Raw genomic sequence first — 16,645 nt, 5'->3', positions numbered from 1 at the left:
TATTGATAATCAGTTATTTAGATAAATGAATCATTAAAACTGATATATCGGCAGGTGAAACTCCTGAAATTCGTGATGCTTGGCCTAAAGTTCGAGGTTTTATTTTTTTTAATTTTTCTCTCGACTCTTTTGATAATGAAACTAAGGTGTCATAGTTAAATTCAGGATTTATATTTTGGTCTTCCATACGTTGAAGCTTCGAAACCATTTCAAGTTCTTTTTCAAAATAGCTTTCATACTTAACTTTTATTTCCGATTGTTCAATTATTTCCTGATTAGTACCATTGATAAAATCTTTTAATGGTTGATAAGCATTTATTAGATCAGTTAGATTGACTTGAGGTCGTGTCAGTAAATTAAATAGTTTAGTATTCTGAGGCAAAGGAGAGGTACCGTTTTCCTCAAGAAAGGAATTAATTTCTGAAGGTTCAACTGATTTACCTTTCATGAATTTTACTATTTCATCTGATTTACTGATTTTTTCTTCCACCTTTCTTAAGCGTTCATCAGAAGCTAAACCAATTGAATTAGATAATTTGGTCAACCGAATATCTGCATTATCCTGTCTTAATAGTAATCTATGCTCTGCTCTTGAAGTAAACATTCTATAAGGTTCTTCAGTTCCTTTTGTTACTAAATCATCAATTAACACACCGATGTAAGCTTCTGATCTTGATAATACAAATTCATGCTTTTCGTTTATTTTTTGGTGAGCATTAATACCAGCAATGAATCCTTGAGCCGCTGCTTCTTCATAACCTGTGGTACCATTTATTTGTCCTGCAAAGAATAAATTAGCAACTCTTTTTGTTTCAAGTGTGGTATTTAACTGAGTAGGAGGGAAGAAGTCGTATTCAATCGCATAGCCTGGACGGAAGAATTTAGCGTTTTCAAATCCTTGGATTTTAGTTAAAGCTTTGTATTGTACATCCTCAGGAAGCGATGTAGAAAAACCATTTACATATACTTCAACTGTGTTCCAACCTTCAGGTTCCACAAATATTTGGTGGCGATCACGTTCTGCGAAACGATTGATTTTATCTTCGATTGATGGACAATAACGAGGACCTAAACCTTTAATTCTACCGGTAAACATTGGCGAACGATCAAATCCTTCTTTTAGAATATCATGAACCTCAGGACTGGTATAAGTTATATGGCAAGATCTTTTTTCAGTTGGAAGCTCAAAATCAAGATAAGAGAAACGACTTGGGTTTTCATCTCCTTGTTGTTCTTCCATTACTGAATAGTTTATACTTCTACCATCAATTCGTGGAGGTGTGCCAGTTTTCATTCTACCAGCCTCAAAACCTAGTTCAACTAAGTTTTCAGTTAACCCTGTTGCTCCTTTTTCACCCATTCGTCCACCGCCAAAGCGCTTTTCACCAATATGAATCGTACCATTTAAAAAGGTTCCATTTGTAAGTACAACTGCTTTTGATTTAATTTCTAAACCCAGTGAAGTTTTAACACCGCAAACAGTATTTCCTTTTAGGAGAAGTCCACTAACCATGTCTTGGAAGAAATCAAGATTAGGTGTATTTTCAAGCATATATCTCCATTCTTCATGGAATTTGTAGCGGTCATTTTGTGCCCTTGGACTCCACATTGCAGGTCCTTTTGAGCGATTTAGCATTCTGAATTGAATAGTTGTTTTATCACTCACTATTCCTGAGTAGCCACCCATTGCATCAATTTCTCTTACTATTTGACCTTTAGCTACACCACCCATTGCCGGATTACAAGACATCTGGGCAATGGTTTGCATATTCATAGTAACTAGTAATACTTTTGATCCGAGATTTGCAGCTGCAGCTGCTGCTTCACAACCGGCATGACCGGCTCCTACAACTATTATATCGTATTCAGTAAACATACCTTTTAGTAATGTTCCACGTGGAACATAGTTAATTCTTTTTTGAATAATTCGCAAAGTTACGAAAAAACAGTTTGTTAGTTTATTTAATGATATCGCATGTTCCACGTGGAACATAGTTATTAATTGAAATGTCTTAGAATTTTAAATGAGTGTTTAGTGTTATTTTAAGTTTATTAAACCATGGATTATTTTGAATAATAATGCGTAAACCACCTTATGGTTTAATGATTGTGATTTATATATAAATGGATTCAAGGTGATGATGGAAGTTATTAATGATTGGATAAAAGCTCTTATACTTTGTTTTACCTTTTTAGAACTTTAGGTTCTTATATAAGTTCTATTAATTGATTAATTCTTTGTTTGATTGGGACTTTCTATAAAGATATTTATTATTGATTTTACTTTAATTGACCATGAGAGTAGTAATTGTTTATTTAATAATTTGAGAGTTTTTATAGATCTCGTTAATAGGTTGCTTATTAATTATTGTATTTAGTATGGATATTGACTTGCTTTTCTATAAGTATTTATGGATCTAAACTAGTATTTCATTTATAATATATTGTTTATAGCTCATACTAATTCAGACTTCTTAATGTAATCTGCTTTGAAATTTATTATTGGTTCATCTTTTTTTTGTTAATTCAGTTATATTGTTCCTTTCGTATTATCTAAATAATTTAATTGTCTACTTTAAGACGATACTAAGTTTTTTAATTATATATCGTTGTTTATTTTAAGTGTATTGAATCCTGATTACTGTTTAGATTAATACCTTACCTACACATGAATAGATCTAAAGTAATTATTAATTAAAAAGGAAGGGGTTCTTTATGAGTTTTGACATGTATCGATTAACTCCGAATTATTTTTAGACCTGTTTTATAAGCCTATTAGTATAGTATTATGATATCGAACGCATAAAAAGGGATAATAGCTTTTTATAAGAGCATTATATATTAGTATAGTCTAATAACGAACTTTTTTATAGAATATATTTTTCAGGGAACAGTGGTACAACTTTGTTTAAGTAGCAGGACTAAAATATGATAGTTATTGAACTTACTTGTATTAGTAAAATTCAATACTGATATACTAGTTATCATTATCTATTATCTTTCTTTCTTACATGTTTATTTAAGGTAGTTTATGATAGCTTTAAGTTTTTGAATAAATGGAAAGTGCGAAATAACGACGACCCTATCAATTGGGTAAGATTTGAAGGAGCTTCTTTTAATATTGTTATATATTACGAATAGTGTTTATTCACTTAGAACTTTGTTTATTCAATTACTTAAAGATTAGCCTTTTTGAGACTTATGTACTAACATTCGTTTTAGCTATAGTTATTAAGGGTTTTATTAAATTATGTTATAATAGGAATTTAATCAGAATAGGGTATGTTATCCTTAAAGCTAAATAAACTGGTTTTTCCTGCTAAGCGTTTCAATATAGTTTAACGAGTAAATCAGCTTTTAAACTACTACTTCAGCTAATAAAAGGCGTATTCATATTAATTTTAGCTTATTTCTCTGTTAACCAGGGAGTGGTTGATTTATTTTAGCTGTACCTAAAAATTAAGCTCATTGTTTTATTGCTTGGTAGATTTTAAATAGTCATCTATTCATTAATGTAATAAGAGTATTTAGTTGTTTCTTAATTAAACTTTTATAACTCTTTTTAAAGTTGAGATAAGTTTAACAGTTTGATGCCTGTATGCTAATATCTATTATATGCCTTCCTTGTAGTTAGTTTAGATTCAATGATAATCCATTTACTTACTATTTAGTTGTGTATATTCTTTTGTGCCTTCCCTTTGCTTTAGGTCTTTTAACAGGGGATTAGCATCTTATTTTAAACTTCTTCCTTTTATAACTTTCTTACTCAAATTTTTCTTTAAAACAATGACCATCATAAATATTTATTGATTGTTTTGAATTTTAAATGGTGAGGGTTTATCTATATACTTATTTATATTGATATGGATGTAGGTATTTACGGTAGGTCCATTTTTAAACTTCTAATCAGATCTTTTTCACATATATAAATCAAGTAATTCTTGTTAAGGTTATTTCATGCAGTTTTGAATTTCTATTCTTTAAGTAGGAACATCTTCAAATTGGAGTATACTAAAGTTATAATTCTGATATTATTCAATACGTGTTTAATAGTTGCCTTATTAGCTCGAAATTTGGTATAGCTTTGAATACAATAAAATATGAAGAATAGATACCTGGATAGGTTAAGCTATTAATTAGGAGTGTGTTTCTAACTGAATTTTCTTAAATCTGAATGCTTTGTCTATCGCTATTAATCATTGTCCTTATTCATTTTTAATGAGTTTTGAAGACATTGTTTAATGGATCTTATCTAAAGGTTTACAATATAATGTTTAATGAATCAATGGTTAGCAGGGGATATTTGAAGTTTCGAATATGATAATTGCTTTTTGTACTCTTTATTTTAGGAATATTTCATTCAATAGAAACAAATTAATGCTTATAATTTCAATTACTTAGTATTTCGACTTTATTATTTGGTATTTGTCTAAAGTGATTTCGTTTATTGATTTTGAGTAATTCTATGAGTTTATATAATACTTTTCCAAGTTAATTAGTGTTATCTTAAAATAGTACCAATTGAAAATCAATATTTAAATTGGATAGATTAGATTGATAAATTATTCATTCTTTCTTTCTAATTTTCAGATCATAGAGTCTAGCTTGTTTTCTTATCTGTATTTAGAACGTACGTTGTTCTAAAATATTAATTGAATGGAATTAATCTGTTAGCTTGGCCCATTTGACTTTTTGCGTTTAATTGTTTGTTATTTCTATTTTTCAAGAGCTATTTATTTTTTCTTATGCAAAAAGTATATTTTTTATATAAATATATGTTTAAACATTAATTGTTTTTACTTATATTTGTTGCAACAAATTTCGAAAGGAAATAATAGTATGAAAACTGTAATTCATCGCGCTAATGAACGCGGCTTTAATAACTTAGGATGGTTAAAGAGTTATCATTCATTTAGTTTCGGTTCATTTTATGATCCTGCAAAAATGAATTTTGGCTTACTGCGGGTTTTGAATGACGATACAGTCGCTCCTGGTTTAGGCTTTGGAACCCATCCGCATGATAACATGGAGATAGTTAGTATTCCTCTTTCTGGCGAACTGCTACATAAAGATAGTACTGGAAGAGAAGAAGTGATTAAAACTCATGATGTACAAATCATGTCGGCTGGTAGTGGTATAGCGCACTCCGAATACAATAACTCTCGTGATAAGGAAGTTAAGTTTCTTCAAATTTGGGTTTTTCCTAAAGAACGGGATATTGAACCTCGCTACGAGCAAAAAACTTTTTTGCCTGCAGATAGGGAAAATAAATTTTCAGTGGTGGCTTCTCCTGATAATGTCAATGGTGGCGTCTCGATTAATCAGGATGCCTGGTTCTCATTAGGTAATTTTGATGAAAACCAATCTGTAGACTACACTTTAAATAAACCTGATAATGGTGTTTATGTATTTGTTTTGAGTGGAAATGTTGTCGTAGAAGGTGTTGAGTTGTTTGAACGTGATGGATTAGGAATTTATGATGTAAAAACAATAAATGTTAAAACAAATTCTTTTTCTGAGTTGTTGATAATTGAAGTTCCGATGGACTTTAAAAAATAAGAGAGAAATTTTAAAATGGAAGTATTAGAAAAAGTAGATGTTATAGATCGTTTAGCCAATTTTCGCTATGCGACAAAGAAGTTTGATACAACAAAAAAATTATCAGAAGAACAGTTAAATAATCTTTTAGAAGCGTTGAATCTGAGTGCCTCCTCGTATGGTTTACAGCCATATAAGTTTATTGTAGTCGAGAATCCAGAAGTTCGTGAAAAGCTTAAAACGGCAGCTTACGGCCAAACGCAGGTTACTGATGCTTCTCACTTGATTGTGTTTGCTCATAAAACTTCAATAGAGCAAACGTACATTGAGAATTACATCGATATTATTGCCGAAACTCGTAATGTTCCACGTGGAGCATTAGAAGGATTTGAGCAAGTAATGAAGGGAACCGTTTCGAATCTAACTGATGATGCTGCAGCTTATTGGAATGCACGTCAATCTTATATTGCATTAGGTAATTTACTTACTTATTGTGCGGTAGAAGGCATTGATACATGCCCGATGGAGGGATTTGATGCTAATGCATTTGATGAAATCCTAGGACTAAAAGAAAAGGGTTTACATGCTGTTGTAATTGCTCCTGTAGGTTTTCGTTCTGAAGAAGATACCATGCAATTCGCTAAAAAAGTGAGAAGGCCGTTAAATGAAATTATTGAACGTGTATAATTCTTAAGTTTAGTTAAAATGAAGGTTGGTATACTTACCAACCTTTTTTATTTAAAAAGCTCTTTTAGCCAGGTAAAAATTTTCCTTCTCAGTCATTAAGGCTTTATCCTCTGGTTTTTTATCATAATAACCACATAAATGTAATATTCCGTGAATCATTACCCTATGAAGTTCTGTATCTGATGAAACATTAAATTTCTTGGCATTTTCACGGGTTCTTTCCACACTAATAAATATATCGCCAATTATTTGATCTTCTTTTTCTGAATTATCAAACGTAACAATATCTGTATAGGTATTATGATTAAGGTACTGCTGATTAATAGTTAAAAGGTATTCATCTGAACAAAGAATAAAGCTTACATCTTTTAATTTAAAGCCTTCTTCTTCCACGGTATCCTTAATCCAGGTTTTTAGTTTTGCTTTATCTTTTAGTTTAATATCAATGTCTTCGTTAAAAAAATTGATGGCCATTTTTAAGGTATAAAAAGTTTAACGGCAAAGATAGAGTCCAAAACGGAGAAATTAGAATAATGAAAGTATAGGTACTTGATTTATAAAAGAAAAGCCGTTTAATCAGTTTCGTATTTGTACTGATTAAACGGCTTTTAACTTATAAACTATGTTATTGGCTAAAATTTGAAGTGCATTTCAACTTCATTGCCCCGCTCATTGTAAGTTAATAGATCAGCTAAGTGTTTCATAATGAAAACGCCGCGTCCACTGTCTTTTTCAATGTTTTCAGGCAGAGTGGGATCCGTTATGTTTCTAAAATCAAATCCGTTACCCTCGTCGGCAACAGTAAAAATGAATTTACTTTTATTAACGACTTCTACATTGATATATACTTTTTTATTCTCTTGGCACTTATTACCATGAACAATGGCATTCATTGTAGCCTCATTCAGTGAGGTCATAATATTACCATAGCATTCATTAGAAACTTGATGTTCTTCCAAAAGTAACTCAAGGAAGTTCTCAAGTTCTACAATACTATCCAGTTTCGATGCTAGTTGCAACGTGTAAAGCTTGCTTGTATCAGTAGTAATTTGACCCATAACACTATTTCCCGTTATTTAACAAGTTAAAGTAGGTATTTATTTTCGACTTATAAAATGAACTTACTCCAGGAGGCAGAGTTTTTAATAATTCCAACTCTTTTTGCTTTACTTTTTGGTACTGATCAAACACCGCTTTATAATCGGCTGTTTGTTCTTTACCTTGTTTTGCTTCGCGTTTTTCATCTTCATCACGTTCTTTTTCGGCCTTTTCTGCTTCCAATAAACGTGTTTTTATCTCTTGCTGACGTTTCAGCATTTCCTGGGTAAGTTGTTTGTTGTAAAGATCGGTTTCGGTTCGTTCCATATCTTTTGATAATTTATCCAGATCACCGAGTTTGCCTTTTCCGTCTTTATTTTGTTCTTTATTAATGTCTTGTAATGCGTTTCTGATGGCTTGTTGCTGACGAGCCATTTTAGCTATTTGCTGACTTTGCTGACCTCTCGGAACTTGTCCGGGTTTCATGCCATTTTTCATTTGCTGCATCTGCTTGTTAAGTTCATCCTGCATTTTTGATAGTTGAGAAAGACTAGGCTTTTTATTTTTACTTTTTGATTTGCCTTTGCCCATGCTCGATTGTTGATTTTGTAATTGATCAAGCACTTCACTCAACATTACTGCCAGATTATTAACAGATGTCATAATATATTGCTGATTACCGGCAGCTTCACCGGTACGGCGGTCAGCTAAACTTTCCATGGTTTTATCCATGTATTTGTTTATAGTTTCTATTTCCTTGTTTACGAAACTTTCTATCTGAAGGATACGTTTACTTAAAGAAAAAATACTATCCTGTACCATACTTAAATCATCTTTCAATGATTTTTGCTTTTGAACCAGTGAAGTAAACCCGGCATCATTCACGCCTAGCGTTTTAAACTGTTGCATTAGTTTTTCCTGATCAAAAGAAACTTTTAACAGATTCTCCAATACCTGTCGTAAACCTTCAATATCAATATCAAGTTTCATGCCTTCCATTTGTTGTTGCATCTGTTGCATTTTTTGCGACAGGTTTTTCATCTTATTGGAGGCATTTTTTTGTGACTCAGCTGCTTTGTTTTTATTGTTTTTTTGAAGCTCCTCAACGCTGTTATTCAGTTCCTTCTGGATATCGTTCTGATCTTTCTCCGGGTTTTCAAAGTTATTCTTATTCTCTAATTCCTCATTTTTCTTTTCAAGATCATTCATGTCTTTTTTCAACTCATCAAAATCCTGGTTGATTTGATCTTGTGCATTTTTAAGGTTATCAGCGTCCGAATTTTTGTCTTTACTTTTTTCCGAAAGTTCTTCTTGTTTTTGAGAGAGTTGATCAAGCTTATCAATATTCTGTTGAAGTTTTTGCTCAAATTCCAGTTGTTTATATAATTCAAGCATGCGATCAAGCTCTTTTTCCAGTGATTTATTATCCATTCGCATGTTTTCCAACTGATCACGGGTTAGATTCTTGTTATTTTCTTCCATCATTTTTTGAAGATTTTCCAAGATCTCTTTTGTTTTCTCATCCAATACATTATTGAACATATCTTCAAGCTGCTTTTGCTTATCCAATATCTTTTGGTCAAGCTCATTCAGCTCATTATTTTGTTGGTTATTTATTTTGTTCTCCTGCTGAATTTCCTGAATGTTTTGTTCAAGCTGTTTTTGCTTCTCAATAAGATCAGTTATTTGCTTTTTCTCTTCAAAGGTCAATGTTTTTTTGTCGGCGAGCTTATCATTAAGTTTTTTTGCATCGCGTTCAATTTTTGAGGCTTGTCGCAATGCTTTCTCCATTTTATCCTTTAATTCTTCACGTTTATCATCAAGCTGCTTATCAATTTCGTTTTTTGAAAGTGTTTTTAATGTTTTTATAACCGATTTGGTCGATTTAATACCATTTACTCCATCATTATCAAAAATTTCAAAATAATAGCTGATTTCATCCCCAGGTAGTATTCCGCTTTCAATCAGGTCCCAATTGTAAAAATAAGTTTCAGAAGTTTGAGCGGTATTGATTGGGATGGCTTTTGAGTAAACCTTTTTCTTGTCTTTGTTTAAAATCTGATAATTGAAGGTAAGTTTCGAAAACCCGTAATCATCTTTAACATCTCCCGAAAAATAAAACTGTTTAGTAGTAAGTGAATCGAAGCGCTCAATTACATTAATAGAAGGGCTTACGTCAGGAATTACATTAATCGAATAATTCAGTGAGTCTTTTTTAAGCACATAGCCATTTTTAGTTTGAACGGCATAATTCGTTGTTTTAAAAAGCTTTTTACTGAATAAAAAAGAGGTTTCTGATTTCTTTTCTGCAGGTTGATTTAAACCATCTATCAATACATCAAGCTGACGGGTATTGGAGGTTTTAAAGTTCCAACTTACCAGCGTTCCGGCGGGAACCGAAAAATCTCCTATATTTTGAAGAGTCTCATTTACTTTTTTTGTATAGGAAGGATAAACCAATGTGACTTCAAAATTTAATAAGAGGGGATTCGGTAAAACAGAAAGTTCATATTCTTTAGAATAAAAACCGTCGGCCAGAAAACGGAAGTTTTGAGTTTTTTGTAGATTCTTAAAAGTATAACTAAACTCAAGAATGTTCTTCTTGTCGAGTTTATAACGATTTTCACCTTCAATCAGGTAAATATCCTGTGGAATTTCATCCCCGCTTAATTTTATAGTTAATGTTAAGTCTTCATTTTGTAATGCACTTAATTTTTTGTTGGTAACCTCAATTTGAAAAGGAGCTTTGCGCTCAAAAGGTTGACTATAATTAACAAGGCGAGTTGTTCCATCCTTTAAAACACCTGGAGCAGCAGCACCTAAAACAAGTAAAGCAATAAGAGGAGGCAGCGCGAACTTTAAATATTTTTTATTCTCACCCAGTTTTATTGCCGAGCTAAATGGAATTGGTTTTAATTGAATAATTTTTTGATTGATACTGGCTTCAATTAATTTGTTGTCGGCCGTTTGACTCGACATTTGCTTTAGTTGAAGCGTATTTAATAGCTTGTCTTTAACTTCGGGGAAATGTAAACCAATAATTTCAGAGGCCTGCTGATGATTAATAACAGTTCCTAATTTTAAAAGCGATAACAATGGCTTTAACACATAAATGGCCAAAACCAAAATAGATAGAAAAACAAAACCAAAGAAAATAAGGGTACGGAGTATTGTACTCAAAAACGAATAGTATTCAGTGACTGTTAAAATCAGGTAACATGCCGCTAAAATCGCCACTACATATAAACTTCCTTTAATTAACCTGTTTTTATAATACTTCCGGATAAACTCATCGAGTTTTTGTATCAGGAAATCATAATTCGAATTTTGATATGACATAAATACACCTAGCCTCAATAACAAATTTAACTAATAATTTCACTGAAAGAATTTATTTGTAGCACGCATTAATAAATTTACAATAGCATCGTACTGATGATGGAGTGCTATATTTGTAAACATTGAATTGTTAAGAGGGGATAATATTTAGGAAAATGGAGATAGGAAAATATAACGAACTTAAGTTTGTTAAAAAATCAGGAGCTGGCCTTTATTTCAGCGATGGAAAGGGAGAGGCGCTGCTACCATATATGGAAGTTCCGGAGGGTTTACAAGAAAATGATTCTTTGAATCTTTTTGTATTTCTGGATGGTGAAGATAAGCCGCGGGCAACAATACAAAAACCCTTAGCCTGTGTAGATGAATTTGTAGCTCTAACTGTTGTAAGTGAGAACGAAAGAGGCGCATATATGGATTGGGGTCTTTCGAAAGATCTATTTGTGCCACTACGAGAACAAAAAACGCAGATGGAAATTGGCGAGCAGTATCTGGTTTATATTTCTTTAGATAGGGTAAATGGAAGAATTATTGGGTCTACAAAGTTGACCAACTTTATTGAACTATCTGATTTTGATGTAAAGCAAGGCGATGAGGTTGAATTAATAATTGCCGATAGAACCGATTTAGGTTATAATGCGATTGTTAATAAAAAGTATATGGGCCTTTTATATCACAATGAGGTTTTTGAGCATCTATATCCCGGTGATGTTAAAAAGGGATATATCAAGCAAATTAGAGAAGATGATAAAATAGATTTGAGTTTGCAGGCAATAGGCTATAAACAAGTTTTAGATTTTAAAACTACGCTATTAAATCAGCTTGAAAAGAATAATGGTGTACTGGCTTTGGGAGACAAGAGTTCTCCGGATGAAATATTGAATGAATTAAAAGTTAGCAAAAAAATCTTCAAAAAAACTATTGGGGCTCTTTATAAAGAACGTCTAATTGATATTTTTGAAAAGGAGATCAGATTGGTTAATTCTGATCATTTGCTTGGAGATTAAGCTACATCGGGATGTAGCGTAGCCCGGTATCGCGCCAGCATGGGGTGCTGGAGGTCGTCGGTTCAAATCCGGCCATCCCGACTAAAAATGAGCTTTCTATATATAATAGAAGGCTTTTTTTATTTCTTAGAAAGGATAAATCCAGAGCAATTTATTGTGCTAAACACATCTAAAAAATTATTAAATGATTTCCATCCCATTTGTTTAAGAGTAACTCAAGGTTCTCAAAGGAAATACTTTACAATCACGTCATTGCTAACAAACAAAGGATTGGACTTTAAATCAAATAAAGAGGATTGAAAGCCTGCCGAAAAGGAAAATGAGGGATTAGGTAAGTTTAGAAGATCATTTAAAGCTTATAAAGAGGTTAATGAGATTTTAAAAGAAAAGCTTTCGGAAGCAAAACAAATATTACTCAATTACGAGTCCAACGATATCCCTTTTTCATTTATTCAATTTGAGCGTGATCTTTAAAAACAAAAGTCTTCTTGTTTTTAAAGGAGTATTACGATCATCTTATAACTAAATGAAACTAACTTTGATTGGCAAATATGAACAAGACAACGGACAATACAATCAGATTGTAATCTAGAAAATGGGTAAAGAACATTCATCAATAGATAGAATAACTTAAATAAACAATTTCTCTATTTAAGTTTTGTTATAAAAATTTAAATAACCCCATCCATTATTTAAGTTTTTGTGCAAAAACTAAAATAAGAGGTACCTTTGTTTAATTTTACTTTGAATATGAAAAATTTTAAATCAGGTGTATATGTAACCCAAGGGTTTTATAAAAGCTTTCAACCTAATCTAGTAAACAAGGAATGGACTTTAGAGAACATGGAACTAATCAAGTTATTGGGTAAGGCAGATCGGGAGTTAGGCCGATTAGATATGTATTCAGGTTACATTCCTAATATCGATTTATTTATAAGCATGCATGTGCTAAAAGAAGCTACACAAAGCAGTAAAATAGAAGGCACACAAACGAATATGGAAGAGGCATTGCTAAATATGGAAGATGTTCCTTTAGATAAAAGAGACGATTGGGAAGAAGTGCAAAATTATGTTGCCGCAATGGATCAAGCAATTAGTCAATTACATAATCTTCCTTTTTCCTCACGTTTAATTAAAGAAACACATAAAACACTTCTGCAAGGAGTAAGAGGAGAACATAAACAACCAGGTGAATTCAGACAAAGTCAAAATTGGATTGGTGGAGCGAGTATTAATGATGCAGTATTTGTACCGCCGGTTCATACATCGATTGCTGAATTGATGAGCGATATAGAGCTTTTTGTGCATAATGAAAGTGTTTACTTCCCTGAATTGCTTAAGATAGCATTAGTTCATTATCAGTTTGAAACAATTCACCCATTTTTGGATGGCAATGGTAGGGTTGGGAGACTGCTTATTACACTTTACTTAGTAAATAAAGGGATTCTAAAAAAACCAATTCTGTATTTATCTGATTTTTTTGAACGAAACAGGACGCTTTATTATGATAATCTAATGCGGGTAAGAGAAAAGAATGACATTGTGCAATGGTTTAAATTCTTTTTGGTAGGAATAATAGAAACAGCTCAAAATGGTATTGTAACTTTTGATAATATTTTGCAATTGCAAAAAAAGATAGAGGTTCAATTACAGACATTAGGCAGTAAGTCAGCAAATGGACAAAAAGTAATCAACTATCTATACCAACACCCAATGACTGATGCAGCAAAGGTTAGTGAAATAGCAGAAATATCTGTAGTTTCTGCCTATAAATTAATTGCTGATTTTGAACGTTTAGGTTTATTAAGAGAGATAACGGGAGGAAAGAGGGGAAAGCTGTTTATTTTTGATGAGTATTTGAAACTATTCAGGTAGCAATATCTCAACACGGATTAAAAATTAAAAGTGTACCTTTTAGTGTACCTTCAAGAAATGAGTAGAACAGTCAATAGATTGAAAAATAACTAATTAATTAACATAAAAAGCGGTATCGCGCCAGCATGGGGTGCTGGAGGCCGTCGGTTCAAATCCGGCCATCCCGACTTATATGAAAAGGGCTGCCAATTTTTGGCAGCCCTTTTATCGTTAAAAGATAAAGTTCGTGCTTAGGAAATTTGAATCATGGTTTTTTACAACAGCGTTAAATAAGTCCTTATTCACATCATTCATTTTCGAGGCCACTAATGAACGGATAGAAAATGAACGTAATGCATCAACTACCGACAACGTTCCTTCGGCACTGTCTTTTCGACCGGTAAATGGAAACACATCAGGTCCACGTTGGCACTGACTGTTAATATTTACCCGACTAACAAGGTTTACCAACGGATCAATAAGTTGCGCTGCTTCTTTAGCATCTGTTGTAAATACGCTGACTTGCTGACCGTGCGGAGATTCAATCAGGTAGTCAATTGGCTCATCCAAACTTTCGAAAGGTACAATTGGTATAACTGGCCCGAATTGTTCTTCACGATAAAGTTTCATTTTATTATTTACCGGATAAACTACCGCTGGAAAAACAAAAGATTCGGCCACCGTTCCACCATTCTCATTCATCACTTTAGCACCATTCGCAATCGCATCATTAATACATTCGGTTAAATAAGCAGGTTTTCCAGGCTCAGCTACGGGTGTAAGCAGTACACCTTTTTCCCAGGGCAAGCCATATTTCAGGGCCGCAATGGCTTCATTAAGTTGCTTAATAAAATCGTCGACAATGCTTTTGTGAACAAATAGGATTTTTATCGCTGTACAACGCTGACCATTATAAGAAAGAGAGCCTAAAATACTTTCATTTACCGCTAAGCTTAAATCAGCATTTTTAGTAATAATAGAAGCATTTTTTGCATCTAAACTTAAAATAGCCCTTAAACGATTTAGTTTCGGGTGGTTTTTCTTTAAATCATTTGCAACCTTACTTGAACCAATAAAAGCAAGCACATTGATCTTTCCGCTTTTCATTAAGCAAGGGGTTACATCCGCGCCTCGCCCATAAACGGTATTTACAACACCTTTTGGAAAGGACTCCTGAAAAGCTTTAAGCAATGGATAATGAACAAGTGTTCCGTGCTTTGGAGGTTTGAATAAAAGCGTATTGCCCATAATAATGGCTGGAATAAGCGTTGTAAAGGTTTCATTTAACGGATAATTAAATGGACCCATGCATAAAACAACACCCAATGGAGAACGACGTATTTGAGCAATAACTCCTTCTTCTATAGCAAAACGTGATGATTGGCGATCAAGATCTTTTAAAGCATCGATGGTGTTATTGATATACTCTACTGTCCGGTCAAATTCTTTAACCGAATCAGCGTACGATTTGCCAATTTCCCACATAATCAATTTTACGATGGTAGCTTTTTGTTCTCCCATTTTGTAAACAAACCGCTCCATACAAGCTATCCGATCGCTAACACTCATGGTAGGCCATTCGCCACGACCATTATCATAAGCAGCGATCGCTGCATCCAAAGCCTCTAAGGCTTCTTTTTCAGTTCCAACCGGATAGGTACCTAAAAATTTGCGTTTAGGTCCTTCGGCAGATTGAATCATTATGGGAGAGTAGACTTCAGTAACTTTTCCATTCCACGCTCTCATTTCGCCATTGATCAAGTACTCTTTTTGGTGAACCTCTCCAATTCGGTACTCTTCCGGAATTTCTTCTTCTTTTTTAACAAATAAATTTGTTAGAGTTTGTGTAAATGAATTTTCGTTTGCCATTCTTTTAGGTGTAAGCTATAAACACTGCGGGTTAGTGAGAGCGTTAATATTTTATAAATTTAGAAATGAAAATCGCAAAATACGATTTATTTGATAATAAAATAGCTAAAAAATTAAATTATTTAAAATAATAGTTATAATATTGACTTAGTGTGATTCTGTATAATCAATGTTAAACCCTTGAAAGGACGTTGGTGTATTACCGCCAGCAAATTAGAATAGGTCTTTTAGTATAACGCCTGAAAGACGAAACAATGATCAATTAAGTTTAAATGATCTCCCCAAAAATGTTTTCTGCACTTCCAAAAGTCTGGAAAACTTAACTTCATTAATCCAATCATTTAATTATTTTTGCATTCGAAATTTTTGTGCCTAATTATGATGCTTTCCGGTCATAATCAATGGTTAACGTTTATGCGAAGTTCTTTTATATAAAACTATAGTTACGGTCTTTTCAGAAAAGGTAATTTACCTGTATGAAAAGGCCGTCGTCATTTTATATAAACTATGCATGCATAGTTTCATAATAAATTACTGTTAACTCTTTAATTATTTTTAAGTGCCAATTTTAATATTCTTTTTGTGCCACTGGTTTCTCTCTTTGTTTTTCCAGACCTTTTTCTTGCATCGATATGCATCTCATAAAATGTTTACAACTAATAAGTTTTGGGAAAGAGCATTTTATTTTATGACATTTTTGTTTCAAGGTTCTTCTTTTTTAAACCCTCGGGCATATGCCATTATGCACCGTATGCATCATGCTTATTCCGATACAGAGAAGGATCCACATTCTCCACACTTTTTTGATGATGTATGGTCGATGATGTTAGAAACCCGCCGTATTTACAATGCTTACGTAATGCGCTTGAAAGAGCCGGAAAATGAATTTAAAGGAAATTATCCGGAATGGCCTTGGTTAGATAAGGTTGGTGATTCAATGATGACTCGCGCTAGCATCGGACTAATTTATGTTGCTATTTATACCTATTTCATTTTTGGACTAGGATACTCGCCATTCTTTTATTTGTTACTCCCAATACATTGGTTAATGGGCCCAATTCATGGAGCTGTAGTAAACTGGTGCGGACATAAATACGGTTATTCCAATTTTGAAAACGGCGATAAGTCAAAAAATACTACTCCTATTGAGTTTTTAATGCTAGGTGAGTTATTTCAAAACAATCATCATAAATATCCAAATAGTCCAAACTTTGCTAAAAAATGGTGGGAATTCGATCCTGTTTACCCAGTGATGATAGTAATGCATTGGGTACGAATTATCCAATTGAGAAAAGTTACGAACTAACATAATATAT

10 protein-coding genes and 1 tRNA gene are annotated in these 16,645 nt (G+C 32.8%); 6 read left to right on the top strand and 5 right to left on the bottom strand.

Annotation, left to right across the window (positions count from 1 at the left end; genetic code table 11):
• Positions 1 to 13: 13 nt before the first annotated feature.
• Positions 14 to 1,876 carry a tRNA uridine-5-carboxymethylaminomethyl(34) synthesis enzyme MnmG gene (gene mnmG, locus NF867_RS16025; RefSeq protein ID WP_252589413.1) on the bottom strand — a complete coding sequence of 621 codons (1,863 nt, stop codon included), beginning with the start codon at positions 1,874 to 1,876 and terminating at the stop codon, positions 14 to 16.
• Between the two features lie 2,963 nt (positions 1,877 to 4,839).
• On the opposite strand from mnmG, the gene NF867_RS16020 reads away from it, so the two are divergent.
• Together NF867_RS16020 and NF867_RS16015 are read left to right on the top strand one after the other, a co-directional pair.
• Entirely contained in the window at positions 4,840 to 5,559 is a 720-nt protein-coding gene (locus tag NF867_RS16020) for a pirin family protein (protein WP_252589402.1), read from the top strand.
• A 15-nt stretch (positions 5,560 to 5,574) separates the two neighbouring features.
• Complete coding sequence (locus NF867_RS16015; RefSeq protein WP_252589401.1) at positions 5,575 to 6,225, top strand: NAD(P)H-dependent oxidoreductase; 651 nt, start codon at positions 5,575 to 5,577, stop codon at positions 6,223 to 6,225.
• A 51-nt stretch (positions 6,226 to 6,276) separates the two neighbouring features.
• On the opposite strand, the gene ybeY is transcribed toward NF867_RS16015, so the two are convergent.
• From ybeY to NF867_RS16000, 3 genes are all read right to left on the bottom strand, one after another.
• Positions 6,277 to 6,699: an rRNA maturation RNase YbeY gene (ybeY, locus tag NF867_RS16010; protein WP_252589400.1), complete on the bottom strand. Its 423-nt coding sequence runs from the start codon at positions 6,697 to 6,699 to the stop codon at positions 6,277 to 6,279.
• Positions 6,700 to 6,857: 158 nt separating this feature from the next.
• Positions 6,858 to 7,283 (bottom strand): ATP-binding protein, encoded by a 426-nt coding sequence (locus tag NF867_RS16005; RefSeq protein ID WP_252589399.1) that lies wholly within the window; start codon positions 7,281 to 7,283, stop codon positions 6,858 to 6,860.
• A 4-nt stretch (positions 7,284 to 7,287) separates the two neighbouring features.
• Positions 7,288 to 10,602 carry a DUF4175 family protein gene (locus NF867_RS16000; RefSeq protein ID WP_252589398.1) on the bottom strand — a complete coding sequence of 1,105 codons (3,315 nt, stop codon included), beginning with the start codon at positions 10,600 to 10,602 and terminating at the stop codon, positions 7,288 to 7,290.
• Positions 10,603 to 10,757: 155 nt separating this feature from the next.
• Between NF867_RS16000 and NF867_RS15995 the strand changes: the two genes are divergently transcribed.
• The 3 genes from NF867_RS15995 (at position 10,758) to NF867_RS15985 (ending at position 13,481) form a co-directional block, all read left to right on the top strand.
• Positions 10,758 to 11,606 carry a CvfB family protein gene (locus NF867_RS15995; RefSeq protein ID WP_252589397.1) on the top strand — a complete coding sequence of 283 codons (849 nt, stop codon included), beginning with the start codon at positions 10,758 to 10,760 and terminating at the stop codon, positions 11,604 to 11,606.
• Positions 11,607 to 11,613: 7 nt separating this feature from the next.
• Positions 11,614 to 11,687, top strand: a tRNA-Pro gene (locus tag NF867_RS15990).
• A 669-nt stretch (positions 11,688 to 12,356) separates the two neighbouring features.
• Positions 12,357 to 13,481: a Fic family protein gene (locus tag NF867_RS15985; RefSeq protein WP_252589396.1), complete on the top strand. Its 1,125-nt coding sequence runs from the start codon at positions 12,357 to 12,359 to the stop codon at positions 13,479 to 13,481.
• Positions 13,482 to 13,691: 210 nt separating this feature from the next.
• Here the strand turns inward: NF867_RS15985 and NF867_RS15980 are convergent, their stop codons facing one another.
• Positions 13,692 to 15,329: an NADP-dependent glyceraldehyde-3-phosphate dehydrogenase gene (locus NF867_RS15980; RefSeq protein WP_252589395.1), complete on the bottom strand. Its 1,638-nt coding sequence runs from the start codon at positions 15,327 to 15,329 to the stop codon at positions 13,692 to 13,694.
• Positions 15,330 to 15,888: 559 nt separating this feature from the next.
• Between NF867_RS15980 and NF867_RS15975 the strand changes: the two genes are divergently transcribed.
• Positions 15,889 to 16,635 carry an acyl-CoA desaturase gene (locus tag NF867_RS15975; RefSeq protein ID WP_252589394.1) on the top strand — a complete coding sequence of 249 codons (747 nt, stop codon included), beginning with the start codon at positions 15,889 to 15,891 and terminating at the stop codon, positions 16,633 to 16,635.
• Positions 16,636 to 16,645: the final 10 nt, after the last annotated feature.

The organism is Solitalea agri (assembly GCF_023914155.1).
In the GTDB taxonomy this organism is placed as follows: Bacteria; Bacteroidota; Bacteroidia; order Sphingobacteriales; family Sphingobacteriaceae; genus Solitalea; species Solitalea agri.
The sequence above is the reverse complement of the archived record's forward strand: the minus strand, read 5'-3'. Positions and strand labels throughout refer to the sequence as shown.

What these genes read in the sequence shown, in the direction of transcription:
- mnmG (WP_252589413.1), bottom strand. Translation starts at nt 1,876, where the DNA reads ATGTTTACTGAATACGATATAATAGTTGTAGGAGCCGGTCATGCCGGT.
- NF867_RS16020 (WP_252589402.1), top strand. Translation starts at nt 4,840, where the DNA reads ATGAAAACTGTAATTCATCGCGCTAATGAACGCGGCTTTAATAACTTA.
- NF867_RS16015 (WP_252589401.1), top strand. Translation starts at nt 5,575, where the DNA reads ATGGAAGTATTAGAAAAAGTAGATGTTATAGATCGTTTAGCCAATTTT.
- ybeY (WP_252589400.1), bottom strand. Translation starts at nt 6,699, where the DNA reads ATGGCCATCAATTTTTTTAACGAAGACATTGATATTAAACTAAAAGAT.
- NF867_RS16005 (WP_252589399.1), bottom strand. Translation starts at nt 7,283, where the DNA reads ATGGGTCAAATTACTACTGATACAAGCAAGCTTTACACGTTGCAACTA.
- NF867_RS16000 (WP_252589398.1), bottom strand. Translation starts at nt 10,602, where the DNA reads ATGTCATATCAAAATTCGAATTATGATTTCCTGATACAAAAACTCGAT.
- NF867_RS15995 (WP_252589397.1), top strand. Translation starts at nt 10,758, where the DNA reads ATGGAGATAGGAAAATATAACGAACTTAAGTTTGTTAAAAAATCAGGA.
- NF867_RS15985 (WP_252589396.1), top strand. Translation starts at nt 12,357, where the DNA reads ATGAAAAATTTTAAATCAGGTGTATATGTAACCCAAGGGTTTTATAAA.
- NF867_RS15980 (WP_252589395.1), bottom strand. Translation starts at nt 15,329, where the DNA reads ATGGCAAACGAAAATTCATTTACACAAACTCTAACAAATTTATTTGTT.